At 54.9% G+C, this 25,060-nt stretch carries 27 protein-coding genes; 18 read left to right on the forward strand and 9 right to left on the reverse strand.

Features of this window, described 5'->3' with window-relative positions:
- Positions 1 to 8: 8 nt before the first annotated feature.
- The 3 genes from AC6I8K_RS07305 to mdtH all read right to left on the reverse strand — a co-directional run bounded on the left by AC6I8K_RS07305 (position 9) and on the right by mdtH (position 2,629).
- Positions 9 to 572: a lipoprotein gene (locus AC6I8K_RS07305; RefSeq protein ID WP_064740851.1), complete on the reverse strand. Its 564-nt coding sequence runs from the start codon at positions 570 to 572 to the stop codon at positions 9 to 11.
- Between the two features lie 117 nt (positions 573 to 689).
- Entirely contained in the window at positions 690 to 1,337 is a 648-nt protein-coding gene (gene grxB / locus AC6I8K_RS07310; RefSeq protein WP_064740852.1) for a glutaredoxin 2, read from the reverse strand.
- Between the two features lie 89 nt (positions 1,338 to 1,426).
- On the reverse strand, positions 1,427 to 2,629 hold the full coding sequence (gene mdtH, locus AC6I8K_RS07315) for a multidrug efflux MFS transporter MdtH (RefSeq protein ID WP_064740853.1): 1,203 nt from the start codon (positions 2,627 to 2,629) through the stop codon (positions 1,427 to 1,429).
- A 245-nt stretch (positions 2,630 to 2,874) separates the two neighbouring features.
- Here mdtH and rimJ point away from each other — a divergent pair, with 245 nt between their 5' ends.
- From rimJ to murJ, 4 genes are all read left to right on the forward strand, one after another.
- Complete coding sequence (rimJ, locus tag AC6I8K_RS07320; RefSeq protein ID WP_497827229.1) at positions 2,875 to 3,468, forward strand: ribosomal protein S5-alanine N-acetyltransferase; 594 nt, start codon at positions 2,875 to 2,877, stop codon at positions 3,466 to 3,468.
- A gap of 17 nt (positions 3,469 to 3,485) precedes the next feature.
- Entirely contained in the window at positions 3,486 to 4,127 is a 642-nt protein-coding gene (locus AC6I8K_RS07325) for a DUF480 domain-containing protein (RefSeq protein WP_497826459.1), read from the forward strand.
- 1 nt (position 4,128) lies between these two features.
- Positions 4,129 to 5,049 carry a Gfo/Idh/MocA family protein gene (locus AC6I8K_RS07330; protein WP_483817171.1) on the forward strand — a complete coding sequence of 307 codons (921 nt, stop codon included), beginning with the start codon at positions 4,129 to 4,131 and terminating at the stop codon, positions 5,047 to 5,049.
- Between the two features lie 121 nt (positions 5,050 to 5,170).
- On the forward strand, positions 5,171 to 6,709 hold the full coding sequence (murJ, locus tag AC6I8K_RS07335) for a murein biosynthesis integral membrane protein MurJ (protein ID WP_064740858.1): 1,539 nt from the start codon (positions 5,171 to 5,173) through the stop codon (positions 6,707 to 6,709).
- A 283-nt stretch (positions 6,710 to 6,992) separates the two neighbouring features.
- Here the strand turns inward: murJ and flgN are convergent, their stop codons facing one another.
- The 3 genes from flgN to flgA form a co-directional block, all read right to left on the reverse strand.
- A complete protein-coding gene (gene flgN, locus AC6I8K_RS07340) occupies positions 6,993 to 7,424 on the reverse strand; it encodes a flagellar export chaperone FlgN (RefSeq protein WP_483817172.1) in 432 nt (143 codons plus the stop codon).
- Between the two features lie 5 nt (positions 7,425 to 7,429).
- Positions 7,430 to 7,735, reverse strand: a complete 306-nt coding sequence (flgM, locus tag AC6I8K_RS07345) for a flagellar biosynthesis anti-sigma factor FlgM (protein ID WP_064740860.1) — start codon at positions 7,733 to 7,735, stop codon at positions 7,430 to 7,432.
- A 105-nt stretch (positions 7,736 to 7,840) separates the two neighbouring features.
- Complete coding sequence (flgA, locus tag AC6I8K_RS07350; RefSeq protein ID WP_064740861.1) at positions 7,841 to 8,500, reverse strand: flagellar basal body P-ring formation chaperone FlgA; 660 nt, start codon at positions 8,498 to 8,500, stop codon at positions 7,841 to 7,843.
- Between the two features lie 153 nt (positions 8,501 to 8,653).
- Here flgA and flgB point away from each other — a divergent pair, with 153 nt between their 5' ends.
- The 11 genes from flgB to flgL all read left to right on the forward strand — a co-directional run bounded on the left by flgB (position 8,654) and on the right by flgL (position 18,635).
- Complete coding sequence (gene flgB / locus AC6I8K_RS07355) at positions 8,654 to 9,067, forward strand: flagellar basal body rod protein FlgB (RefSeq protein ID WP_008103091.1); 414 nt, start codon at positions 8,654 to 8,656, stop codon at positions 9,065 to 9,067.
- A gap of 2 nt (positions 9,068 to 9,069) precedes the next feature.
- Positions 9,070 to 9,474, forward strand: coding sequence for a flagellar basal body rod protein FlgC (flgC, locus tag AC6I8K_RS07360; protein ID WP_064740862.1), 405 nt, complete (start codon positions 9,070 to 9,072; stop codon positions 9,472 to 9,474).
- A 12-nt stretch (positions 9,475 to 9,486) separates the two neighbouring features.
- Positions 9,487 to 10,158 carry a flagellar hook assembly protein FlgD gene (gene flgD, locus AC6I8K_RS07365; protein ID WP_064740863.1) on the forward strand — a complete coding sequence of 224 codons (672 nt, stop codon included), beginning with the start codon at positions 9,487 to 9,489 and terminating at the stop codon, positions 10,156 to 10,158.
- Between the two features lie 25 nt (positions 10,159 to 10,183).
- The gene (gene flgE / locus AC6I8K_RS07370; protein ID WP_483817173.1) at positions 10,184 to 11,473 is read left to right on the forward strand and encodes a flagellar hook protein FlgE; all 1,290 of its coding nucleotides are present in this window, start codon (positions 10,184 to 10,186) and stop codon (positions 11,471 to 11,473) included.
- 20 nt (positions 11,474 to 11,493) lie between these two features.
- A complete protein-coding gene (locus AC6I8K_RS07375) occupies positions 11,494 to 12,252 on the forward strand; it encodes a flagellar basal body rod protein FlgF (RefSeq protein WP_064740865.1) in 759 nt (252 codons plus the stop codon).
- A gap of 17 nt (positions 12,253 to 12,269) precedes the next feature.
- Positions 12,270 to 13,052: a flagellar basal-body rod protein FlgG gene (flgG, locus tag AC6I8K_RS07380; RefSeq protein ID WP_007885801.1), complete on the forward strand. Its 783-nt coding sequence runs from the start codon at positions 12,270 to 12,272 to the stop codon at positions 13,050 to 13,052.
- Between the two features lie 63 nt (positions 13,053 to 13,115).
- A complete protein-coding gene (locus AC6I8K_RS07385; RefSeq protein WP_483817174.1) occupies positions 13,116 to 13,826 on the forward strand; it encodes a flagellar basal body L-ring protein FlgH in 711 nt (236 codons plus the stop codon).
- Positions 13,827 to 13,838: 12 nt separating this feature from the next.
- On the forward strand, positions 13,839 to 14,945 hold the full coding sequence (locus tag AC6I8K_RS07390; protein ID WP_064740867.1) for a flagellar basal body P-ring protein FlgI: 1,107 nt from the start codon (positions 13,839 to 13,841) through the stop codon (positions 14,943 to 14,945).
- On the forward strand, positions 14,945 to 15,886 hold the full coding sequence (gene flgJ, locus AC6I8K_RS07395; RefSeq protein WP_064740868.1) for a flagellar assembly peptidoglycan hydrolase FlgJ: 942 nt from the start codon (positions 14,945 to 14,947) through the stop codon (positions 15,884 to 15,886). Before AC6I8K_RS07390 ends, flgJ begins: the two co-directional genes overlap by 1 nt.
- Positions 15,887 to 16,005: 119 nt before the next feature.
- Positions 16,006 to 17,649 (forward strand): flagellar hook-associated protein FlgK, encoded by a 1,644-nt coding sequence (gene flgK, locus AC6I8K_RS07400; protein ID WP_064740869.1) that lies wholly within the window; start codon positions 16,006 to 16,008, stop codon positions 17,647 to 17,649.
- A 17-nt stretch (positions 17,650 to 17,666) separates the two neighbouring features.
- Positions 17,667 to 18,635 (forward strand): flagellar hook-associated protein FlgL, encoded by a 969-nt coding sequence (flgL, locus tag AC6I8K_RS07405; RefSeq protein ID WP_497826460.1) that lies wholly within the window; start codon positions 17,667 to 17,669, stop codon positions 18,633 to 18,635.
- 147 nt (positions 18,636 to 18,782) lie between these two features.
- Here flgL and rne read toward each other — a convergent pair whose 3' ends face one another.
- Together rne and AC6I8K_RS07415 are read right to left on the reverse strand one after the other, a co-directional pair.
- Complete coding sequence (gene rne / locus AC6I8K_RS07410; RefSeq protein ID WP_497826461.1) at positions 18,783 to 22,064, reverse strand: ribonuclease E; 3,282 nt, start codon at positions 22,062 to 22,064, stop codon at positions 18,783 to 18,785.
- A gap of 277 nt (positions 22,065 to 22,341) precedes the next feature.
- A complete protein-coding gene (locus AC6I8K_RS07415; RefSeq protein ID WP_155726423.1) occupies positions 22,342 to 22,494 on the reverse strand; it encodes a hypothetical protein in 153 nt (50 codons plus the stop codon).
- 141 nt (positions 22,495 to 22,635) lie between these two features.
- On the opposite strand from AC6I8K_RS07415, the gene rluC reads away from it, so the two are divergent.
- The gene (gene rluC, locus AC6I8K_RS07420; protein ID WP_064740872.1) at positions 22,636 to 23,592 is read left to right on the forward strand and encodes a 23S rRNA pseudouridine(955/2504/2580) synthase RluC; all 957 of its coding nucleotides are present in this window, start codon (positions 22,636 to 22,638) and stop codon (positions 23,590 to 23,592) included.
- A gap of 10 nt (positions 23,593 to 23,602) precedes the next feature.
- On the opposite strand, the gene AC6I8K_RS07425 is transcribed toward rluC, so the two are convergent.
- Positions 23,603 to 24,184 (reverse strand): Maf family protein, encoded by a 582-nt coding sequence (locus AC6I8K_RS07425; RefSeq protein WP_497827230.1) that lies wholly within the window; start codon positions 24,182 to 24,184, stop codon positions 23,603 to 23,605.
- Positions 24,185 to 24,327: 143 nt separating this feature from the next.
- On the opposite strand from AC6I8K_RS07425, the gene yceD reads away from it, so the two are divergent.
- Positions 24,328 to 24,849, forward strand: a complete 522-nt coding sequence (yceD, locus tag AC6I8K_RS07430) for a 23S rRNA accumulation protein YceD (protein ID WP_064740874.1) — start codon at positions 24,328 to 24,330, stop codon at positions 24,847 to 24,849.
- 14 nt (positions 24,850 to 24,863) lie between these two features.
- Positions 24,864 to 25,034: a 50S ribosomal protein L32 gene (gene rpmF, locus AC6I8K_RS07435; RefSeq protein ID WP_007885783.1), complete on the forward strand. Its 171-nt coding sequence runs from the start codon at positions 24,864 to 24,866 to the stop codon at positions 25,032 to 25,034.
- The last annotated feature ends 26 nt before the right edge of the window (positions 25,035 to 25,060 follow it).

Raw genomic sequence — 25,060 nt, forward strand, 5'->3', positions numbered from 1 at the left:
TACGCGGATTATTCGGTAAACGGAATCACTAATTGCCCCGGTTTGACTTCAATCCCTTTGGCGAGTTTTTTCGCCAGCGCTTCGCCTTTGCTGCGATCTGCGCTCAGCACATAGGCCGGTTTCTCATTGAAGTAGCGCTTCAGCGACGCATTAAGATAGGGCGTGAGGGTTTTCATGATCGAGGCCATTTTTTCTGGCTGCACCTGCGCATCGACAATCTCCATATCATGCAGATAAATCGCGCCTTCTTGCGCGTTATAGACCGGTTGCGCTTTCATTTTCAGCAGCATTTCGGCCTGTTGTGGGCCAAACAGTGAGCTGACATTGATATTGGCTTTTCCCGAGAGCGTGATTTTGCCGGGTTCTTCACGACCAATCTGACTGTTGAGATCGCTCAGCACAATGTGCGCATTCACCAGCCCGGAAACACCGATATCTTTTTCAAAGTTATTGCGTTTTTGCAGCGCTTGATTCACTTCCTGTTCGCTGATGGTGTATTGCGTCAATTGGTTACAGCCGCTGAGTAGCACGGCAAAAAATAGGGCGAATAGCCCAGGAAACGCCTTTTTCATAATGTCCTCATCCTGATTGAAACGGCAAAACAAAACAGCGATAGCCTGCCTGATTCAGCGGCACGTGTCACCAGGAGAGAGATGAGAAGCGCCGTAGCGCCTCTCTAGGGATAGGAATTACGCGGCAATAGAGGAGAGCAAATTGACCTGAGTCTGTTTCGCCATATTGTCGCGATAATCGGCAACACGGCTTGGCCATTCAATGCCGTTTACCAACGTCAATGAACGCAGTAGCGGGAACAGATGAATATCATCTTCGGAAAGCTCACCATTAACCGCATTCGGTTTGACGATCAGCTTGTCTAGCTGGCGCAGGTCATCGCTGATATTTTTGATCAGGCCTGGCGCGTGTTTACGCAACTCGGTGAAATCACCCACGCTGGCCTGCTTCTTCTCGCTAAAGTAGCTGCGCGCTTCCGGCGTAGCGAATTCAGCGAAGGAGGCATCAGCAATGCGGGGTAGCAATAGCTTATTCACGTAACCATTTACGTGGCGCAGCCAGTCGCTGATGGCAGGATTACTTTTGCCGTTGAGCAGCGGCTCATGATCGGACTTATCCACCAGCCGTACGATATCCATACTTTCTGGTACAGCACTGCCATCGGCTTTTTGCAGAATCGGCGCCATCTTCTGGCCGATGAGTTTTTTCGGCGTTTGCTCATCGTCATTCAGCATAACAATCAGTTCTAACGGCAGATTTTTTAACCCGAAAATCATGCGTGCTTTGACGCAGAAAGGGCAGTGATCGTAGATGTAGAGTTTCATCCCGTTTCTCCTGTGGTTCTAAGGGTGACGGAGGTCACCCTTTTTTCTGACGTGCGGGAAGTATGGAAGAGATCTACGGCAGGGGCAAACTAGCTGCTGAAAATTGCGGGTGCCACCGAACGCGGCTGGAACTGCCACCAAAGTGCCAAAAGAGTGATCATGCCAACGCTGCTCAGCAGCATCCACGGCAGTTCGGGCAGCGCCCATTGCTGGCCCATGTCGAACATCCAGCCACCGCCGGAGTAGCCAATTAAGCCACCAATCGCGAGGCCGAGGCGGCTGAAGCCCATATAACTGCCGCGAGCGCGTGAACTGGCCAGCGACGCGCTAAGCGTTTCACGTGCCGGTTCGGCAATGATGGATCCGAGATAAAAGACGGCGATCAGCATAAACAGCGACGGCAACGAGTCGGTCATGCCAACCGGTAGCAGGCTGAAGGTCATCAGGAACAAACCGGCCATCAAACGCGTTTCCAGGCGGAAGCGCTTCTCACTCCAGCGCGCCAGCGGATAAAGCAGGCTTAATGACAGCAGCGCTTCAATCGCGTACATCCACTTCACCGCAGCGGGCGCACCGGCCACCTGATTCACCATCACCGGCAGCATCAACATCACCTGTACGGCGAGAATGTAGTAGCCCGTCAAGGTCAGCACATACAGGCGAAAGCGCTTGTCCTGCCAGACGCGTTGCATCCCTTCACGCATCGCAATGCGTTCTGTCGAGATACGCCACGCGGGTAACCAAATAGCGTTAAACAGCGCAGCACTGACAAACACTGCCGCGCCGACCCAGCACACCAGACGGAAATCCCACGCCAGCAGCCAGCTACCAATCAGAGCGCCAAGCACGGCACCGGCGCTGTCCTGCATCATCAGCAGCGAGAAGAAGCGGCCGCGATCGCGTGCGCGTACCAGTTTCATCACCAGCGCACTGCGTGGTGGGTCAAACAGCGTGCCACCAAGACCGGAAAGCAAACAGGCGAACCACAGCAGCCAGGGTTCATGCGCCAGCGCCATGCAGGCAAAACCCGCCGCGCGCATTAGCATGCCGGTGACAATCAGTGGACGTGCACCAAAACGGTCGGCAATGGCACCGCCAAAGATGCCGAATCCCTGCTGGACGAATTGGCGCAAGCCAAGCGCAATGCCGACCATCAACGCGGCCCAACCTAGCTGTTCGACAAAATGGATAGAGATAAGGGGAAATACCACGAAAAATCCCATTACCACCAACATGTTATCCACTAAGAGAAATGTTTTACCGAGGCGTCGTGCCCGCGCAACCCGAGACATGCTAATTCCTGAGCAAGTGAGAGGAGATAAGAGACCAATTGGTCTATTTTCCGCCTGCGCAGGGGCGAAAAACAGCTTTCTCAGGATGATATTTTTTCATCGAATCCGCAGAAATATTAATCCTAAATCAGGATGAATCCAGAGGAACGCGTTCAAGGGTTTTACCGCAAGCGGGGTGACGGTTATAGTGAGACGTATCGCCGCTGGCGTACATCTTTCTTAAGTTATGGATTTCAGGAGTCATGATGTTTGGCTATCGTTCTGCTGGCCCACGCGTACGCCTCACAACCGATCGCTTAGTGGTGCGTTTAGTACATGAACGCGATGCCTGGCGATTAGCGGATTATTACGCTGAAAATCGTGCATTTCTAAAACCCTGGGAGCCAGTGCGCGATGAAAGCCATTGTTACCCTTCGGGTTGGCAAGCGCGCCTTGGCTTGATTGCCGATATGCACAAACAGGGCTCAGCCTACTATTTTGTGCTGATGGACCCAGAAGAGACTGAAGTGCGTGGTGTTGCTAATTACAGCAACGTGCTACGCGGATCGTTTCACGCCTGCTATCTCGGCTATTCGCTGGGCGAGAAATGGCAAGGTCAGGGACTGATGTTTGAAGCGCTCGACACCACCCTTCGCTATATGCAACGACAGCAACGTATTCACCGCATTATGGCCAACTACATGCCGCACAATCAGCGCAGTGGCGATCTGCTGGCGCGCCTTGGGTTTGAAAAAGAGGGCTACGCCAAAGATTACTTATTGATTGATGGGCGCTGGCAGGATCATGTGCTCACAGCGCTGACCTGGCGGGAGTGGAACCCGGATCGCCGTGGACAATAAAAAAAAGGATTAACGCAATGAAAATGGCCTTATCAGCGCAGGCGCTGCGCGTGATTGGTTGCCTGCTGGAGAAGCAGGTCACCACGCCGGATCAGTATCCGCTCTCCCTCAATGGCGTCGTCACCGCCTGTAATCAGAAATCCAACCGTGAACCGGTGCTGAACCTCAGCGAGATGGAAGTTCAAGCGCAGCTTGATGAGCTGGTGAAAAAGCATTTGGTGACGTCCAATAACGGCTTTGGTCAGCGCGTCAGCAAATATGAACAACGCTTCTGCAATTCAGCCTTCGGAAATCTACAATTGAGTCCGGCTGAAGTGGCGGTACTGACGCTGCTGTTCCTGCGCGGCGCACAGACGCCTGGCGAATTGCGTACCCGCAGCGGTCGTCTGCACGAATTTAGTGATATGAACGAAGTCGAGCAAACGCTTAACGGTTTAATCACGCGCGATGAGGGGCCAATGGTAGTGCGTATGGCGCGCGAACCGGGTAAACGTGAAAGTCGCTATATGCATCTGTTTGGTGGCGACGTGGCGGAGGAAGCGGCCAGTGCAGAAACCGTTAGTGACAGTGACGATTTAACGGCGCGTGTCGCGCAACTTGAAGAAACGGTTGCTCAGTTGCAGGCGCAACTGCAACAGCTGCTGCAAAAGGATCGCTGAGATGACGCTGCGAATTGGCATTGTGGGTTTGGGTGGAATCGCGCAAAAAGCGTGGTTGCCGGTGTTATCGCAGGCCAGTGGCTGGCAGCTTGCCGGTGCGTTTTCGCCCAATCAGGCAAAGGCGCAGCCCATTTGCGATAGCTATCGCATACCTTACTTTGGTCAACTGGATGCGCTGGCGGCCGCCAGTGATGCGGTGTTTGTCCACAGCAGCACCGCCAGCCATTTCGAGGTGGTTAAAGCGTTGTTGCTGGCGGGCAAAGATGTCTGCGTGGATAAACCGTTAGCCGAAACCCTGCAGCAGGCCGAAGCGCTGGTGGCGCTGGCACACAAGCAAAAGCGCAAGCTGATGGTGGCGTTTAATCGTCGGTTTGCGCCGCGTTACCAGCAGCTAAAAAGTGAAATGCCGCGTGCCGCCTCGCTGCGCATCGAGAAGCACCGCGCCGATAGCGTCGGCCCGCACGATCTGCGTTTTACCTTGCTGGACGATTATCTGCACGTGGTGGATACCGCACTGTGGCTGGCGGGCGGCACCCTGACGCGTGAATTGGGACACATTGAGACCAATGATGATGGCGCGATGCTGTACGCCGAACACCATTTTTCCGCTGGCACGCTGCAAATCACCACCAGTATGCATCGTCGTGCTGGTACGCAACGTGAAGTGGTGAGCGCGATCTGCGACGGAGATTACATTGAAATTAATGAGATGCGCGACTGGCAGCAGGAGAACGGCAGCGGTATCGTGCGTGATGTACCGCCCGCGTGGCAAAGTCATCTTACCCAGCGCGGTTTTAGTGGTGCGGCACACCATTTTATTCAGTGCGTAGAAAATCAGACGATGCCGGAAACCAGTGGCGAACAAGCGCTGGTGGCGCAGCGTCTGGTGGAAAAATTGTGGCGCGATGCCGAACGCGAATAATTCCTTGTAACACTCAATGCTGGTCATTTCCCGCCGTGGCAGTAGACTATCGCCGGACATCACGGGATGTCCGCGCTAAGTCGCTCATTTCTCCGACACTTTTCAGGATGCGCCACTCAATATGAATTTGTTGAAATCGCTGGCTGCGGTCAGTTCGATGACCTTGTTTTCCCGCGTACTGGGCTTTGCCCGAGATGCCATTGTGGCGCGCGTTTTTGGCGCAGGAATGGCCACCGATGCCTTCTTTGTTGCCTTCAAACTGCCGAACCTGCTGCGTCGTATTTTTGCTGAAGGCGCATTCTCCCAGGCATTTGTGCCGATTCTTGCGGAATATAAAAGCAAGCAGGGCGAAGATGCCACGCGCGTGTTTGTTGCTTACGTCTCCGGTTTATTAACGCTGGTGCTGGCGGTGGTGACCGTGTTGGGGATGATCGCTGCACCTTGGGTAATTGTGGTGACGGCGCCAGGTTTTGCCGATACGCCCGATAAATTCGCCTTAACCAGCGCGCTCTTGCGCGTTACCTTTCCTTATATTCTGCTGATCTCGCTGGCGTCGCTGGCTGGCGCGATCCTTAACACCTGGAACCGGTTTTCAGTCCCGGCGTTTGCACCGACGCTGCTGAACGTCAGCATGATTGGTTTCGCGGTGTTTGCCGCGCCGCATTTCCATCCGCCGGTGATGGCGCTTGCCTGGGCGGTGGTGGCGGGCGGCGTGCTGCAGTTGGGCTATCAACTGCCGCATCTTAAAAAGATTGGCATGCTGGTTTTGCCGCGCCTGAATCTGCGCGATGCGGGTGTGTGGCGCGTGATGCGTCAAATGGGGCCGGCAATTCTCGGCGTGTCGGTGAGCCAGATCTCTCTGATCATTAACACTATTTTCGCCTCATTTTTGGTGTCCGGCTCGGTTTCGTGGATGTACTACGCCGATCGTCTGATGGAGTTTCCCTCCGGCGTACTGGGCGTGGCGCTGGGCACGATTTTGCTGCCCTCGCTGGCGAAGAGTTTTGCCAGCGGCAATCAGGAAGAGTATTCACGCCTGATGGATTGGGGTTTGCGCCTCTGCTTCCTGCTGGCGTTACCGAGCGCCGTCGCGCTGGGGATTTTATCCGGTCCACTGACGGTTGCGCTGTTCCAGTACGGCAAATTCACCGCTTTTGATGCGTTGATGACGCAGCGTGCGCTAATTGCCTATTCGGTAGGTTTGATGGGTTTGATTGTGGTGAAAGTACTGGCACCCGGTTTTTATTCCCGTCAGGACATCAAAACTCCGGTGAAAATTGCCATCGTGACGCTGATTGTCACGCAATTGATGAACCTGGCATTTATCGGCCCACTCAAACATGCCGGTTTGTCGCTGTCGATCGGTTTAGCCGCCTGCCTGAATGCCGGATTGCTGTACTGGCAACTGCGTAAGCAGGATATCTTCCAGCCGCAGCCGGGCTGGTTTAGTTTCCTGTCGCGTCTGCTGATTGCGGTGGTGGTGATGGCCGCAGCGCTGCTGGGTATTTTGCAGGTGATGCCGGCATGGGAAGAGGGGCAGATGTGGTGGCGACTGATTCGCCTGGCCGCAGTTTGTGCCATCGGTGGCGGGGCGTATTTCGTGATGCTCGGCCTGCTGGGCTTCCGTCCGCGCGATTTCGCGCGCCGCACTATGGTTTAAAGGCCGCACTCTCTTAACGGACATGCAGCGTCTGCCGCTGCGTAAGGGCAATCCGCAGCGCTGAAGCGTAAACGGTGGGCCAGGAGAGTCCCACATGGATGCGGGACTCAGTTCGGGCCGGGCAGGAAGCCCGATCCCGAACGGTCCGTCGGCACAACGTTGAAGCTGAAGGTACCGCGTAAGCGGCGCGAGGACCGCCCGGCAGCGGCAGATGCTGCAGGTCCCGCACACAACAAAAAGGCCGCCATCCCAAAAGATAGCAGCCTCTTCAAACCCACTTTTTCTACCCTTTACGACTTAGCGTCGCCTGACCCTTACCCAAACCATCCGGGCCGTAAAACGCCTGGGTTTGGTGCGGTCGCAATACCGCTAATGCTTCATTAGTGAAGCCGATTTGATGCTGTAACAAAATCCCATTGTGCGTATTGGCATCGCGCAACCGGCGCGTGTGCTGTTGAATACGCATCCAGCGGCTTTCACGATCGCGGTGATCACCATAGGGCGCCTGCGTGCCGAGCGTTTTCTCGGTGGTGCGGCGCATTTCGTCCAGATAATTCAACGTGGTCAGCAGCGCACTTTTGTCTTCAGAAATACGCTGCAGCATGTTGCCATTAATCTGGCCGGCAGAAAGTTGCTGTTGTTCTTCATCCATTACTACGGCAAGAGAAGTCAGCACGTCCTGCATTTTGTCTAAGGTGATCAGCAGATTGTCCATTGGGATTAGTTACCCTCTAAATACGCCTTGGTATCGGCGATCAGCGCGTCGGCGATCTTACCGGTATCCATTTTCAATTCGCCATTACGAATGGCCGTCTTCAGCTGCTCAACGCGCGCTGTGTTAATGTCTTTGCTGCCAGGCTGCATCAGCTGCGCCTGCGCCGGACTCAACTTCACTTCCGCACCGCTTTCAGTGGTGGTGCTGGCTACGGGCGTAGCGCTCTGACGCACTTTGCCGCTGTTGTCGTTGCTGTCGCGTGTTTGAACAGTGCTGACCGGATTAGTAGGCTGCGTTCTGTCGATGCTCATGGTAAGGCTCCTGTAAGGTCAGTTGGGGGTCAGCCAACTGAATCAGCATAGGGTAATGTCGTTGTTGATATCTCTATCGGCAGAACAACAGGGTTCTTTAACGCTTTATAGCGATATAAGAATATTCCCATCTGCGTCCACGCGACCGCTGACAACCTGACCATTTCCCATCCTCACGCGCACCATTTGTGCCGCGCTGGCGTTGTTCAGCGCACGTCCTTCGCTGCTGGCATTAAACCCGTTTCCACTCGCGACTACCATCACATTTTGACCGGCTTTTACACGCCACGGCTGACGCACCATGGTGGCGGTCACTGGCTGTCCCGGCGGGATATCACGCAGCGCAACGGCATCGATGACACCACTGCTATCAACCAGCGCGCGTGCCGGCAATTCATCCAGTCGGCCGGTTTCCAGACGGAAGTCAGTGGCGCTGAGATTGCTGCCGCGCGCCACCTGACGGCTTGCCACCAGATATTGCCCGGTGACCTGCACCTGAACCTGCAAGAAACGACGATTTTGATCGCAGTTAGCGGCGATGCTGATGTTGCCCCACTGACGGCTATTCCCCGGAAGTTGCAGTTCAGGCGTTTCACAGCTTGGCCATTGCGCCTGCGGAGTCCGCACGACGACCGTCATGCCAGCGGCATGTTGTGGATCGCGCGCTTTAAAAAATTGGGTCAACTGCGCGGTAAGGTCCGCGGCATAACTGGGTAGCGCCAGTGCCAGCAAAACGGTGGCTAGCAAGGTGGAATATCTGCGCATAACGCCTCCTGACGAGAAGATGGCACTGATTCTACGCCCTGCGCAAAAAAATCAATGTCAAAAATAGCCGTGATTTTTGCTGTTATTCAGACGATCACCCTTGCTTTTGTCGACTTAAGCTGTCAGCTCGAAATTCTCATTCGCGGAGGAAGCATGCTCGACAAACTCGATGCCGCGCTGCGATTTGGTACAGAAGCGTTAAACCTACGTGCTCAGCGTCAGGAAATTCTGGCGTCAAACATTGCCAACGCCGATACCCCGGGTTACCAGGCTCGGGATATCGACTTTGCCAGCCAACTGAGCAAGGTCATGCAAAACGGCCGCGCCGAAGGCAGCAGTCTGGCGCTGAATGTGACGTCCTCACGCCACATTGAAGCGCAAACCAACTCTCAGCCGTCACTGGATCTGCTGTACCGCATTCCCGATCAACCTGCCGCGGATGGCAACACCGTGGATATGGATCGCGAGCGTACGCAGTTTGCTGATAACAGCCTGAAATACCAAACCGATCTCACCCTCATCAGTAGCCAGATCAAAGGCATGATGAGCGTTCTTCAGGGGCAATAAGCATGGCATTGCTGAATATCTTTGATATCGCCGGTTCTGCGATGACAGCGCAATCACAGCGCCTCAACGTCAGCGCCAGTAACCTGGCAAACGCCGACAGCGTAACCGGCCCTGATGGCCAGCCTTACGTGGCGAAGCAGGTGATTTTCCAGACCGACGCCGCTCAAGGTGCAGCGACCGGCGGCGTTAAGGTTGCGGGCGTGGTTAACGATCCAACTCCGGCAAAACTGGTGTACGACCCAGGCAATCCGCTGGCGGATCAGAAGGGTTACGTCAAGATGCCCAACGTTGATGTCGTGTCCGAGACCGTAAACACCATGTCAGCGTCGCGCAGCTATCAGGCCAACGTTGAAGTGCTGAACACGGTGAAGTCAATGATGATGAAAACCCTCACCATCGGTCAGTAACGGAGAACGAATATGAGCGTAGCAGTAGGGATTAAAGACAGTCTGGACCCAACGGTACTGACCTCCAGCAGTGCGTCGAGCGGTAACTCTTCCGCTGACCTGCAGAACCAGTTCCTCAACATGTTGGTGGCGCAGCTGAAAAACCAGGATCCGACCAATCCCATGGATAACAGTCAGCTCACCACGCAGCTGGCACAGATCAACACCCTGAGTGGTATTGAAAAACTGAATACCACGCTGGGATCTATCTCCGGCCAGATCACCACCAGTCAGTCGTTGCAGAGTTCAACGCTGATTGGGCACGGCGTGATGGTCAATGGTTCTCAGGTGCTGGTGGGCAGTGGAACAACTACGCCGTTTGGTGTGGAACTGGCCAGCGCGTCTACCGCCACCAGCGTCACCATAAAAGACAGCAATGGCGCGACGGTCCGCACCATCGACCTCGGCAAACTGAGTGCAGGCGTCCACACCTTCTCGTGGGACGGCAAAATGGATGACGGCTCTACCGCCGCGGATGGCAAATATTCTGTCTCACTGGCCGCCAGCAATGGCAGCACGCAACTGGTGGCGCAGCCGTTGAACTATGCCTACGTCAATGGCGTGAGCACCACGGATAGCACCACAAAACTGGATCTCGGCACCATGGGCTCCGCGACCCTCGATGAAATTCGTCAGATTCTCTGATTAACCTTTTAGCAGGAGAAATTACATGTCTTTTTCACAAGCGGTGAGCGGCCTGAATGCTGCCTCCAGCAACCTGGATGTGATTGGTAACAACATCGCCAACTCCGCCACAGCCGGTTTTAAATCCAGCACCATTGCTTTTGCCGATATGTTTGCCGGTTCTAACGTAGGTCTGGGTACTAAAGTTGCCGCCGTCATCCAGGACTTTGGTGATGGGAGTACCACGTCAACCAGTCGTGGGCTGGATGTAGCACTGAGCGGCAACGGTTTCTTCCGCATGACCGATGCCAGCGGCGGCGTGTTCTATTCGCGTAACGGTCAGTTCACGCTGGATGCAAACCGTAACCTGGTGAACACCCAAGGTCTGAACGTCTCCGGCTATCCGGCCAGCGGCACACCGCCAACCATTCAGACCGGTGCCAACCCCGTTGCGTTGAGTATCCCTACCACGCAGATGGGCGCACGTGCGACGACGACCGCCACCCAGGTTGCGAACCTGAACTCCACCAGCACCACGCCAAGTGTGACCACGTTTGATAAGTCCAACGTTGACAGCTACAACGCGAAAACCACCATGACGGTGTATGACACGCAGGGTAACGATCATCAGCTGGATATGTACTACATCAAAACGGCGGATAACACCTGGACTGTGCATATGGTTGACTCCACCACAGGTAATGAAGTCGGTAACACCGCAGCTGGCGACAACCTGGGTTATCAGATGAAGTTTGATGCTAACGGTAAGCTGACCGGCGTATCAAAAATGATTGACGATCCGGCTAACCCGGGCACCGCGATTGCGGATACCGCGACCACCAGCGCCTCACTGGCTACCCTGGTTGTGGGCGGCACCAACGGTGCGGATGGCATGAACATCAGCATGAGCATGTTGGGTAGCCTGCAACAAAACACCGGTGCCACCACCTTTGGTAACCCAACGCAGGATGGCTATCAGCCGGGCGATTTGACCAGCTATACCATCAACGATGACGGCACCATTACCGGCACTTATTCCAACCAGAAAACCCAGTTGTTGGGTCAGATCGTGTTGGCGAGCTTCTCTAACCCGGAAGGTCTGAAGTCTGAAGGTGACAACGTCTGGTCAGCGACCAGCTCATCAGGTCAGGCCGCAGTGGGTCTGGCAGGCACGGGCACTTACGGCAACCTGACTTCAGGTGCGCTGGAAGCCTCCAACGTCGATATGAGTAAAGAGCTGGTAAACATGATCGTTGCGCAGCGTAACTATCAGGCTAACAGCCAGACCATCAAAACTCAGGACCAGATTCTTAACACCCTGGTTAACTTACGTTAATTCGCTAACGGGATTGCTTTATGGATCACGCAATATATACCGCAATGGGCGCGGCCAGTCAGACGTTGGATCAACAATCGGTGACGGCCAGCAACCTCGCCAACGCCTCAACGCCGGGCTTCCGTGCACAGCTCAACGCGTTGCGCGCGGTACCGGTCAGCGGTTGGTCGCTGCCGACGCGTACGCTGGTTGCCGCTTCAACACCTGGCGCCGATATGTCGCCAGGCTCGATGGACAACACCGGCCGCCCGCTGGATGTGGCAGTACAGCAAGATGGCTGGCTGGCGGTGCGTACCGCTGACGGTTCTGAAGCCTACACCCGCAACGGCAACATGCAGATCAGCTCGACCGGTATTCTGACCATTCAGGGCAATCCCGTGATGGGCGATGGCGGTCCGATCGCCATACCGCAAGGTTCCGAACTGACGGTTGCCGCCGACGGCACCATCACCTCGCGTAACGCGGGTGATGCGCCGAACGCCACGGTGCAGATTGGCCGACTGAAACTGGTGCGCGCCACCGGTAATGAGTTACAGCGTGGTGATGACGGCATGTTCCGTCCTACCCAGCAAGCGCAGGCAACGCGCGGGGCGGCTCTGGCGAACGATGCCACCGTCACCGTGATGCCTGGCGTACTGGAGGGCAGTAACGTCAAGCCGGTGGAAACCATGGTCGATATGATCGCCAACGCCCGACGTTTTGAGATGCAGATGAAAGTGATCTCCAACGTCGATGAAAACGAACAAAAAGCCAATCAATTGCTCAATATGAGCAGCTAAGGCGTAAGGAAAACACCATGATTCGTTCTTTATGGATCGCCAAAACCGGTCTTGACGCTCAGCAAACCAACATGGACGTCATCTCCAACAACCTCGCGAACGTGAGCACGAATGGTTTTAAACGTTCGCGCGCGGTATTTGAAGATTTGATGTACCAAACCCTGCGTCAGCCGGGCACCCAGTCGTCGGAGCAAACCACGCTGCCGTCGGGTCTGCAGATTGGTACCGGTGTGCGTCCCGTCACCACCGAACGTCTGCATCAGCAGGGCAACCTGTCGCAAACCAGCAACTCGAAAGACGTGGCGATCAACGGCCAGGGTTATTTCGAAGTGCAGATGCCGGATGGCACCTCAGCCTATACCCGTGATGGTTCGTTCCAGGTGGACCAAAACGGTCAGCTGGTGACTAACGCCGGTTATCCGGTACAGCCAGGCATTACGATTCCAGCTAACGCTACCAGCATCACTATCTCGCGTGATGGTGTGGTGAGCGTGACGCAGCAGGGCCAGACGAACCCGGCGCAGGTCGGTCAGCTGACGCTAAGCACCTTCATGAACGATGCCGGCCTGAATAGTCAGGGTGAAAACCTCTATCAGGAAACACAGGCGTCGGGCGCAGCTACCCAGAGCACGCCAGGCCAGAACGGCGCAGGTCTGCTGTATCAGGGCTATGTCGAAACCTCGAACGTCAACGTGGCGGAAGAGCTGGTCACCATGATTCAGACGCAGCGCGCTTACGAAATCAACAGCAAGGCGATCAGCACCTCCGATCAGATGCTGGCGAAGTTAACCCAGCTGTAATGCTGGTGTCGTTGGGCCAGCGTTGCTGGCCTGATTAAGCAACATGAAAAAGGTTAGAACTCCGTGGCGAAGCAAGTGATTCTCAAGCCTGGTCATTGGTTGGTAGCCACAATGCTACTCACTCTTAACGGTTGTGCGTTAGTGCCGCGCACGCCACTGGTACATGGGTCGACCACAGCTGAGCCGACGCCATCCGCGCCGCCAGTGGTGAACGGTTCCATCTTTCAGGGCGTCGCGCCGCTTAACTACGGATATCAGCCGCTGTTTGAGGATCGCCGTCCACGCAACATTGGCGACACGTTGACGATCACCTTGCAGGAAAACGTCAGCGCCAGCAAAAGCTCGTCCGCCAACGCCAGTCGCGATGGCAGCAACAGTTTTGGTGTTACAGGTATTCCAACCGGCTTAAGTGGCCTGGTGGGGGCCGGTGGCGAAAAAGCCACGCTTGATGCCAATGGCAAAAATGACTTCGCAGGCAAAGGTGGCGCAACGGCCAACAACACCTTTACCGGCACCATCACCGTCACCGTTAATCAGGTGTTGTCGAACGGCAACCTGCGCGTGGTCGGTGAGAAACAGATCGAAATTAACCAAGGCACCGAGTTCATCCGCTTCTCGGGCGTGGTTAACCCGCGCACCATCAGCGCCAGCAACGCCGTGTTGTCTACGCAGGTGGCCGATGCACGTATTGAGTACGTCGGAAATGGTTATATCAATGAAGCGCAGACGATGGGTTGGTTCCAGCGTTTCTTCCTGAACGTCTCGCCGATGTAAGAGGTAGTAAGAATGAATATGACGACTCTGCTCCGCCTGAGCCTGGGCTTGCTGCTCGGTTTCAGCGTAATGGCTCATGCTGATCGCATTCGCGATCTCACTTCAGTGCAGGGCGTGCGTGATAACCAGCTAATCGGTTACGGGTTGGTGGTGGGCCTTGATGGCACCGGCGACCAGACCACGCAAACCCCGTTCACCACGCAAACGGTGAGCAACATGCTCTCTCAGCTCGGCATTACCGTGCCGGCCGGCACCAACATGCAGCTGAAAAACGTGGCCGCCGTTATGGTCACCGCCAGGCTGCCGACGTTTGCGCGCCAGGGACAAGATATCGATGTCGTGGTTTCTTCGCTGGGTAACGCCAAAAGTCTGCGCGGCGGTACGCTGCTGATGACCCCGATGAAAGGCGTCGATAACCAGGTTTATGCGCTGGCGCAGGGCAATATCCTCGTCGGCGGCGCCGGTGCTTCTGCGGGTGGCAGCAGCGTGCAAGTCAACCAGTTGAACGGGGGGCGCATTACCGGCGGTGCAACGGTCGAACGTGAACTGCAGAGCAACTTTGGTAGCCAAAACACCATCAACCTGCAGCTGAATAATGAAGACTTCAGCATGGCGCAGCGCATCGCTGACGCGATCAACAGCCGTGGCATTGGCTCGGCGCAGCCGCTGGATGCACGTACCGTGCAGATCCGCGTGTCGCCGAATAACAGTTCGCAGGTACGTTTGCTGGCAGAGATTCAGAACCTGGATGTTTCGGTACCGCTGGAAGATGCCAAGGTGATTATTAACTCACGTACCGGTTCGGTGGTAATGAACCGCGAAGTGACGCTGAATACCTGTGCCGTGGCGCAGGGCAACCTGTCGGTTACTGTCAATCAGCAGCAGAACGTTAGTCAGCCTGATACGCCATTGGCCGGTGGTCAGACGGTGACGACCAACAACACCCAGATCGATCTGCGTCAGAGTGGCGGCGCGCTGCAACGTGTTAACTCCAGCGCGAACCTTAACAACGTGGTGCGTGCGCTGAATGCGCTGGGTGCGTCACCGATTGAGCTGATGTCGATTCTGCAATCGATGGAAAGTGCGGGCTGCTTGCGCGCCAAACTGGAAATTATCTGATGAACGATACGCAATCGCTGGTGAATGCGGCTTACGACAGCCGCTCGCTGAACGACCTGAAACGTGAAGCCGCCGCCGACCCGAAAGGGAAGGCAATGCAGGTGGCCAAGCAGGTGGAAGGGATGTTCGTGCAGATGATGATGAAAAGTATGCGTGCCGCGCTGCCGCAGGATGGCCTGCTGAGCAACGATCAAACGCGTCTTTTCACCTCCATGTACGATCAGCAGATTGCGCAGGACATCGGTAAACGCGGCTTGGGTATGGCTGATATCATCGTGAAACAGATGCAGCCAGCCCAGGAGCCGGACGAAACCGCCGGCACGGTGCCGATGAAGCTGGATAATAGCTTCATCTATAGCAACTTGCCGTCGAATCAGCTGGAGCAGATGGTGCGTAAAGCGGTGCCGCGCTTGCCGGTTTCGCCGAGCAGTTTGCCGAGCGACAGTAGCGATTTTATCGCCCAGTTGGCGCAGCCGGCGCAGGTCGCCAGCCAGCAGAGTGGTATTCCGCATCACCTGATTCTGGCGCAGGCCGCGCTGGAATCGGGCTGGGGCCAGCGTCAAATACTGACGCGCGACGGCAAGCCGAGCTACAACGTGTTTGGCATTAAGGCCAGCGGCGACTGGAAGGGGCAAACCACCGATATCATGACCACCGAATATGAAGGTGGCGCTGCGAAAAAAGTGCGCGCCAGCTTCCGCGTGTATGGCTCCTATATGGAAGCACTCAGCGACTACGTCAAACTGCTTTCTAATAACCCTCGCTATGCCGCTGTTGCCAACGCACCGAGTGCGGAGCAGGGCGCCCGCGCTCTGCAGGCTGCCGGTTACGCTACCGATCCAAAGTACGCGCAGAAATTGGTGGGAATGATCCAGCAATTCAAAAACATGGGCGAAAAAGTGGTGAAGGCGTACAGCAACGATATCACCGATTTGTTCTGATTTTTGCTCTCAAGTTTCACTTAAGCACGCCGATAACAATCACATGCCGCGGGCCTTCACCGTCCGCGCAATCGCATTGATGACTGCCAGCCCGGTTAACGGGAAATTAAGGAACCGAGATGTCCAGCATAATAAACTCAGCGATGAGTGGGCTGAGCGCCGCACAGGCTGCATTAAGCACCACCAGTAACAACATCAGCAATTACACGGTAGCGGGCTACTCGCGTCAGACGGCGATTCTGTCGCAGTCGAACAGCACCTTGCAGGGCAACAGCTATTACGGCAACGGTGTGACGCTTTCTGGCGTACAGCGTGAATACGATGAGTTCATTACTGCTCAGCTGCGCGGCTCTAGCGCTAATTACAGCGCTGTGAATACGCAATACACCCAAATTTCTAACATTGATGATCTGTTGTCGACGTCAACCACCAGCTTGTCGACCTCAATCCAAAGCTTCTTTACCAACGTCCAGAACGTGGTGAGCAACGCCAACGATCCGTCGGCACGTCAATCAATGCTGAGCTACGCACAAGGTCTGGTGAATCAGTTTCAGACCACGGCGCAATATCTCAATAATATGCAGAACAGCGTCAATACCGACGTTGCTTCAAGCGTTGACCAGATCAACACCTTCACCAGCCAGATCGCTGACCTCAACACCCAGATCGCCAAGCTCACCACCGGCGGCGGTGCGGCACCCAATAATTTGTTAGATCAACGCGATCAGTTGGTGAATAGCCTGAATAATGTGGTTGGCGTGAACGTATCCCAACAGGACGGTAGCTATATCGTCTCAATGGGCAACGTGACGCTGGTGAATGGCAAAAACTCCACCAGTTTGGTGGCAATGCCATCCAGCAGTGATTCAACGCGAACCACCGTCGGCTATGTCGATAAGCAGGCGGGTAACGTTGAGATCCCGGAGAAAACGCTGACCACCGGTTCACTTGGCGGTTTGCTGGCGTTCCGCTCGCAGGATTTGGATAGCGCGCAAAATCAGCTCGGTCAGTTAGCCGCGGCGTTCACCACAAGCTTCAATACCGTGCACAGCGAAGGGTATGACAGCAACGGCGATCAAGGGGGCGATTTCTTCAACATCGGTTCGCCAACCGTGGTGGGTAACAGTAAAAATACCTCAGCGGCTACCGTTACTGCTGCCTGGTCAGATACCAGCGCAATGAAAGCCTCTAACTACACCGTGAGTTATGACGGCAGTAATTGGTCGGTAACTCGCATGTCTGACAACGTGAAGTTTAGCGTTACGCCTGATGCGACCGACGGTACCCTCAATTTTGACGGCCTGAAACTGACGGTGAGCACCTCACCTGCACCTAACGCGAAAGACAGTTTCCTGGTCAAGCCGGTTCAAAACGTCATTGCTGGTATGTCGGTGGCGATCACCGATGAGTCGCAAATTGCTGCGGCATCCAGTGCGACCAGCGGTGAAAGTGATAACCGTAATGCGCAGAAATTGTTGGATTTGCAGGACAGCAAGCTGGTGAATGGCAATGCGACCATTGCCCAGGCTTATGCCAGCATTGTTAGTAGCGTCGGTAACAAAACCAGCACGCTGGAAACCGCCAGTACCACCCAGCAAAACGTGGTCACGCAGTTGAGCGATCGCCAGCAGTCAGTGTCAGGCGTCAACCTCGATGAAGAGTATTCTAACCTGACTAAGTATCAGCAGTTCTATATGGCGAATGCGCAAGTGCTGCAAACGGCGAGTACCATTTTTAATGCGCTGATGGGCATCCGCGGCTAAGCATAGAGGATAAAACCATGCGTTTAAGTACCAATATGATTTTTAACCAGCAGGTGCGCGGTATTAGCAATTCGCAAGCCTCGTGGTTAAAAGTGGGTGAGCAGCTCTCTACCGGGCTGCGTGTTAGCAATCCTTCAGATGACCCCATCGCCGCCTCACGCGCCGTGGTGCTTTCCCAATCGCAGGCGAAAAGTAGCCAGTATGCTACGGCACGCAGCTTTGCCGATCAGAGCTTGTCGATGGAAGAGAATGCACTCTCCAGCGTGACCAGCAGCATCCAGGATGCGCAGACCATGATCGTCTATGGTTCAACCGGCACCTTGAGTGATGATGACCGTGCATCGATTGCCACTAAATTAGAAGGTATCCGGTCACAGTTATTGAATCAGGCTAATAGCCGTGATGGTAATGGCCGTTACATCTTTGCCGGCTATCAAACTGATGTCGCACCGTTTAGTGACGCAGGTGCACCAGCGGGCGTCTCTTACGTCGGCGGCGCGGATGCCATTACACAGAAAGTGGATGATGGCCGTACGATGGCGGTTAGCAGCACTGGCTCGTCGGTGTTTATGTCGATTACCAGCAACTCAAAGGTTGAGCCGGACGGTAGCGCGAGCGAAACGAACCTGTTCAATATGCTCGATAGTGCAATTGCTGCATTAAAGACGCCGCAGGATGAGGCTGATGATGCAACCAAGCAGGTATTCCAGGATGCGATGGATAAGTCCAACCGTGGGCTGAGCAACTCATTAAACAACGTGCTGTCAGTGCGTTCGGCGGTGGGTTCACAGCTGGCTGAACTGGATACACTGGATGCGCAAGGTGATGACCGCGACACCATTATGGCTTCGCAAATGACGGATTTGGTGCAGGTTGATTACACCCAAGCCATTTCGAGCTACACCATGCAGCAAACGGCGTTGCAGGCATCGTATAAAACCTTCACTGATATGTCGAAGTTGTCACTGTTCCAGCTTAATTCGTAATAGACCTGAACCTTTGAGCGTACTTTAACCGGGTGCGCTTAGTTTCGCCCACCGCCTTTCGAGGCTGTGGGATTTTTTTTGCCTGAATAACAGGCAATAAAAAACCCCGGACTGGCCGGGGTTCGATGTTTACTGACTTGCTAAAGCTTACGCGCTTTCCGGACGGGTTGCCGGTGCGGTTGCCTGATGCGTCGCGCTGTGACCACCTGCAGAGCCGCGGCCCTCGAAGTCGAACGGCGGACGGACCCAGTCGCTGTTGCGAACCGGCTCAGATTCCCACGCCGGTGCCGGTGCTTTGGTCATTGGAGCGGTAGCGTGATGCTTGAAGCGCGTCTCAACCGTGGTCACTGCGGTATCACGTGCCGCAACCGGTGCATGAGGTTCAGTGACTGGGGTGACTTCAGCATCAGCCGCTACTGGTGTAGCCAGCACGTCTTCAACCTGCGCTTCAACTGCTGGCGATACATCTGCCGGTGCCTGCTCAACAACGTCAGCCACTTCGCGTACTTCAGGCTTCGCTTCTTCAACGACGGCCGCCGGTTCCGCTTCTGCTGCGGTTTCCTGTGCAACCTGTTCATCAGCAGCAGAAATCACCGCAGGTTCTTCGTTGACGGGCGCAGCAATCGGCGTGACGTCATCAGTATTCACCACCGGCACATCAGTGTGCGCCTGCGGTTCAGCCTGATGCACGGCTTCATCAGTGGCAACCTGCTCAACAACCGGTTCAACGGCCGGTTCAACAGTAGCGGGTTGAGCCACGGCATCTGCGGTTTGCTGGTAGCCGTAATCCGACACTTCATGCATCGCATCTTGCGTGGTGTATTCTTCCTGCGCTTGCGCTACCGGATAAGAAATCCAAACTTTGCCTGACGCCATTTCTGGTGATGCAGCAGCAGATTCCAGCGGCATTGCAGACTGCGTTGGGTAACGCTCGTCACGGTAACGACGACGACGCTGACCGCTTACGCGCAGGTGACGCGGTGAACGACGTGAACGGCGCGGCATATTGGCGCTATCACGGTTATCGCTATCATCTTGCTCGTCATTGCTGGCTTCTGGATGTTCGATGTACGAAGCGCGCGGCGCAGTTTCCACCGGGGTTTCGTGCACAACAGGTGCTGGCGCTTCAGCGGCGACGTCACCGGTATCACCGCCACGGACGCGTTGTGACAGCTGACGCTGCTTACGACGCGGCATTACCTGAACACGTTCTTCTTCCTGCGCAACATTCTCGTCAACGACATCGGGCTTAACAACCGGTTCAGCGGCTTTCTGATCCTGCGGCTGAGTGCGTTTCTCTTCCTGACGACGACGCTGGCGATCGGCACGCTGTTCGCGGCGCTGTTGCTGCTGCTCATCACGCTGCTCAAGCGCTTCATCGCTCAGTACTGGACGCGCTTCACGCGGTTCGTTCTGACGCTTGTTGCGACGGTTGTCCTGATTGTCACGCGGTTCGCGCGCTTCACGTGGCTCACGCGCTTCTCGCGGCTCGCGTGGTTCACGGCCTTCACGCACCTGACCATTCTCGCCATTACGCGGTGTGCGTTCACGGCGGTTGTTGCGACGGTTGTTGCTGTTGCGACGCTCGCCACGCTGCTGCGAATTCTCAGATTCAGCGGCAGACAACACAGCGGGTGTTTCTTGCTGGGTTTCAGCTGGCGCGGCAGCTGGCGCATCACCGGCAAACAGCTTCTTCAGTCCACCCAGCAGGCGGGCGACGAAACCGGTGCTGGTTACCGCAGGCGCAGCAACCACAGGTTTGGTTTTCGCTTCTGCTGCGGGCTGAGGTTCTTGAACGACTTCAACTGGCGCTGGCGGTGCATCAGGCATCGCGAAGGCTGCCAATGCGGGCTGCTCTGGACGGCGACGCTCAGCGTGCTCTTCTTCTGAAGGCAGCGCCATTTCCGCTTCGTGCAGTTTCGGCAAGTGATAGCTCAGCGTTTGCGTCTCTTCGCCAGTGCGCACACGCAGCACAGAGTAGTGTGGCGTTTCCATCTGATCGTTTGGCACGATGATGGCACGCACGCCGCCCTGGCGTTTTTCGATGGCACTCACGGCATCACGCTTTTCGTTCAGCAGGTAAGAGGCGACCTGTACCGGAACAATCGCATGAACTTCTTTGGTGTTGTCTTTCAGCGCTTCTTCTTCAATCAGACGCAGAATAGACAGCGACAGCGATTCGTTATCACGGATGGTGCCGGTGCCGCTACAGCGTGGGCAGACGTGATGGCTGGATTCACCCAGTGACGGGCTCAGACGCTGACGTGACATCTCCAGCAAACCGAAGCGTGAAATGTGGCTGATCTGGATACGGGCACGATCCTGACGTACCGCTTCACGCAGACGGTTTTCCACGGCGCGCTGGTGGCGCACTGGCGTCATGTCGATGAAGTCGATAACAATCAGGCCGCCGAGATCGCGCAGACGCAGCTGGCGAGCGATCTCATCTGCCGCTTCCAGGTTAGTGTTATACGCGGTTTCTTCAATATCACCGCCGCGGGTAGCACGTGCGGAGTTGATATCAATGGCGGTCAGTGCTTCGGTGCTGTCGATAACAATCGAGCCGCCTGACGGCAGACGCACTTCACGCTGGAAGGCCGATTCAATCTGCGATTCAATTTGGTAATGGCTGAACAGCGGGATTTCACCGGTGTACAGTTTGATTTTGCTGCTAAAGTCTGGACGGCCAAGTGCAGCAATGTGCTGACGTGCCAGCTCCAATACCTTTGGATTATCGATAAGGATTTCACCGATATCCTGACGCAGATAGTCGCGGAAAGCGCGCACGATAACATTACTTTCCTGATGGATCAGGAACGGCGCGGGACGGCTGTCTGCGGCTTTCTTAATGGCTTCCCAATGCTTCATGCGGAAGCTGAGATCCCACTGCAGTGATTCGGCTGATTTACCCACGCCCGCAGTACGGACGATTAATCCCATGCCGTCTGGAAGTTCCAGTGCGGAAAGGGCTTCTTTTAACTCGGTACGATCGTCACCCTCGATGCGACGTGAAATACCGCCAGCGCGTGGGTTGTTCGGCATCAATACCAGATAGCTACCGGCGAGAGAAATAAAGGTGGTAAGTGCTGCACCTTTATTACCGCGCTCCTCTTTATCAATTTGAACGATAACTTCCTGACCTTCACGCAGCACATCTTTGATATTCGGACGACCATGTGCGTTGTAATTGGCAGGGAAATATTCGCGGGAAATTTCTTTCAGAGGGAGGAAACCGTGACGTTCTGCACCATAATCGACAAATGCAGCTTCAAGGCTGGGTTCAACGCGGGTGATTTTACCTTTGTATATGTTGGCTTTTTTCTGTTCGTGTCCAGGACTTTCAATATCCAGATCGTACAGACGTTGTCCATCAACCAGGGCAACGCGCAACTCCTCCTGCTGAGTTGCGTTAATTAACATTCTTTTCATCGTGACTTACTCGTTATTCTCACATGAGTGATCTAGCTGCGGGCATCGTTACCCTGGACGAGAATCAACCGATGGCCCCGTGTCTTAATGCACTGACGTCAACCTCACGGTTGTCGGCGGCTAAAGGGGCGCAAATCTTGTCGGTGGCCTGTTTTTCATAAGGAAATCCAGCGCCTGAAGGTGGAAATGTTACAGAGTATTCAAAAATCCACACATCCTAGTCTGTCGTCCAGGCCGCAACCCGCAGCCCGCTAAGTGCCTGATTTAACATTACGTCTTACGCCATTGCTGCGTGTCCGTTCAATCCGGCAAAATGACTTATTTCGCTCTTTTTCCTGCCTGAATCTTTCCAGGCAGAAACACCTGCATTATTCCATTGCTCACCAACATATAGCAAGGCGACTTTTGCCAAGCTGAGAAGTTTATTCATCCATAACCTGTTCATTTGCAGGGCTAATCATCGCATCGCTGAAAATGTCACCATTTTCACCGCTTCATGACGCGACAAAGAGAGAGTTAAGCACAGAAAAAGGGGTGGCGCTATCCAGGGACACTAATTAGAATCGCCGCCATGAAAACAGAGAATCCCGGCGTACAGTATGTCGCCATCACGGCTGAAAATGCCGGACAACGAATTGATAACTTTTTGCGCACCCAGCTAAAAGGTGTGCCGAAAAGCATGATTTATCGCATTTTGCGAAAAGGCGAAGTGCGGGTGAACAAAAAACGCGTGAAACCGGAATATAAGCTGGAGGATGGCGATGAGTTGCGTATTCCGCCGGTGCGGGTTGCCGAGCGCGAAGAGAATACCGTTTCACCCAAGCTGGATAAAGTTGCAGCGCTCACCAATGCCATCCTTTATGAGGATGATTACCTGATAGTGCTGAACAAGCCGTCGGGCACGGCGGTACACGGTGGCAGCGGATTGAGTTTTGGTGTGATTGAAGGGCTGCGTGCGCTGCGTCCGGAAGCGCGTTTTCTGGAATTGGTCCATCGCCTCGATCGCGATACTTCTGGCATCCTGCTGGTGGCGAAGAAGCGCTCGGCGCTGCGTTCGCTGCATGAGCAACTGCGCGAGAAGGGCATGCAAAAAGATTACCTGGCGCTGGTGCGCGGTGACTGGCCTTCGCACCTCAAAGTGGTGCAGGCACCGCTGCTGAAGAATATTTTGCAGAGTGGCGAGCGAGTGGTGCGAGTAAGTGCGGACGGCAAGCCTTCAGAGACGCGGTTTAAAGTGGAAGAGCGTTTTGGTTTCGCCACCCTGGTGAAAGCCAGCCCAGTAACGGGCCGCACCCATCAGATTCGTGTGCATACGCTGCACGGTGGTCATCCGATCGCCTTTGACGATCGTTACGGCGACCGCGACTTTGATGCCCAATTGAGTTCGACGGGCTTATCGCGTTTGTTCCTGCATGCGGCAGCGTTAACTTTCACCCATCCCAACACCGGAGAAGTGCTGCGGATGGAAGCGCCACTGGATGGCGCCCTGAAACATTGCCTCGCGCAATTGCGTCAGAAAAAAGCCTGATTTTTGGGCATCAACATAATGCATTGATGCCCACCGCTCTTAACATCTCACCCAGCGCGATCAACGGTAAGCCAATTAAAGTATTGGGATCGCGACCTTCCAGCCTGTCGAATAAACAAATTCCCAATCCTTCGCTTTTGAAACTGCCGGCGCACTGCAGCGGCTGTTCCTTTTCAACATAGCCGCGAATCTCTTCGGCACTTAACTCGCGGAAATGCACGGTAAAGGGTTCGCAAATGACCGATTGTTTGCCACTCTGCGGTTGCAGAAGTGCCAGCCCGGTATAAAAGGTGATGGCGTTGCCGCTGGCGGCCGCGAGTTGCTGGCAGGCTTTCTCCACGGTATGCGGTTTGCCGGTTATCTCACCATTTAGCACACAGACCTGATCGGAACCGATAATCCAACTGCCCGGGTAACGTGCGGCGAGCGCCTGCGCTTTGGCTAGTGCCAGCCGCTGCACCAGCTCGGGAGCGAATTCATGTGGGCGTGGTGATTCGTCGCAATCAGGGGCCGCAGTAATAAAAGGCAGGCCCAGTTTGCTCAGTAGCGCCTGACGAAAAGGGGAGGTAGAAGCTAAAACTAAAGGTGTCATCATTTTTTTTCAGAATAGATAGCGTAAAGATGACAGTCATTTTAAACTATGCGCCGCACTGGATGCGACTAACGGGTGAAAGATGCCGTAAACCGGCCTTTTTCTTTGACTCTATGACGTTACAAAGTTAATATGCGCGCCCTATGCAAAAGGTAAAATTACCCCTGACGCTCGATCCGGTCCGCGCCGCGCAAAAACGCCTTGATTATCATGGTGTTTATGCACCTGAATTGGTGGCGCGCTTGGCCGAAACGGTCGTGAGTGTGGACAGTGAAGTTGAATGCGATATGTCGTTTGCGGTTGACAACCAGCGCCTCGCCGTTCTGCAAGGAACAGCCGAAGTGCAGGTGACTCTGTCATGTCAACGCTGCAACCAGTCGTTTCCACGTCATGTTCACGTAAGCTATTGCTTCAGCCCTGTCTCTTCTGATGATCAGGCTGAGGCACTACCGGAAGCCTACGAGCCAGTTGATGTCAATGATTTTGGTGAGATCGACTTGCTGGCAGTGATCGAAGATGAGCTCATCCTCGCCCTGCCCGTGGTTCCGGTGCATGATTCTGAACACTGTGAAGTGTCCGACGCGGACATGGTATTTGGTCAACTGCCTCCAGAGGCAGAAAAGCCAAATCCCTTTGCCGTATTAGCCAGTTTAAAGCGTAAGTAATAGGAGTAAGGTCCATGGCCGTACAACAGAATAAACCAACCCGTTCTAAGCGTGGTATGCGTCGTTCACACGATGCTCTGACCACTGCTGCTCTGTCAGTAGATAAAGTTTCTGGCGAAACTCATCTGCGTCACCATATCACTGCGGATGGTTACTACCGCGGTCGCAAGGTTATCACCAAGTAATCCTCGCGATTACACAAGGCGATACC

The organism is Pantoea sp. X-Soil-ISGK-421 (assembly GCF_059730785.1).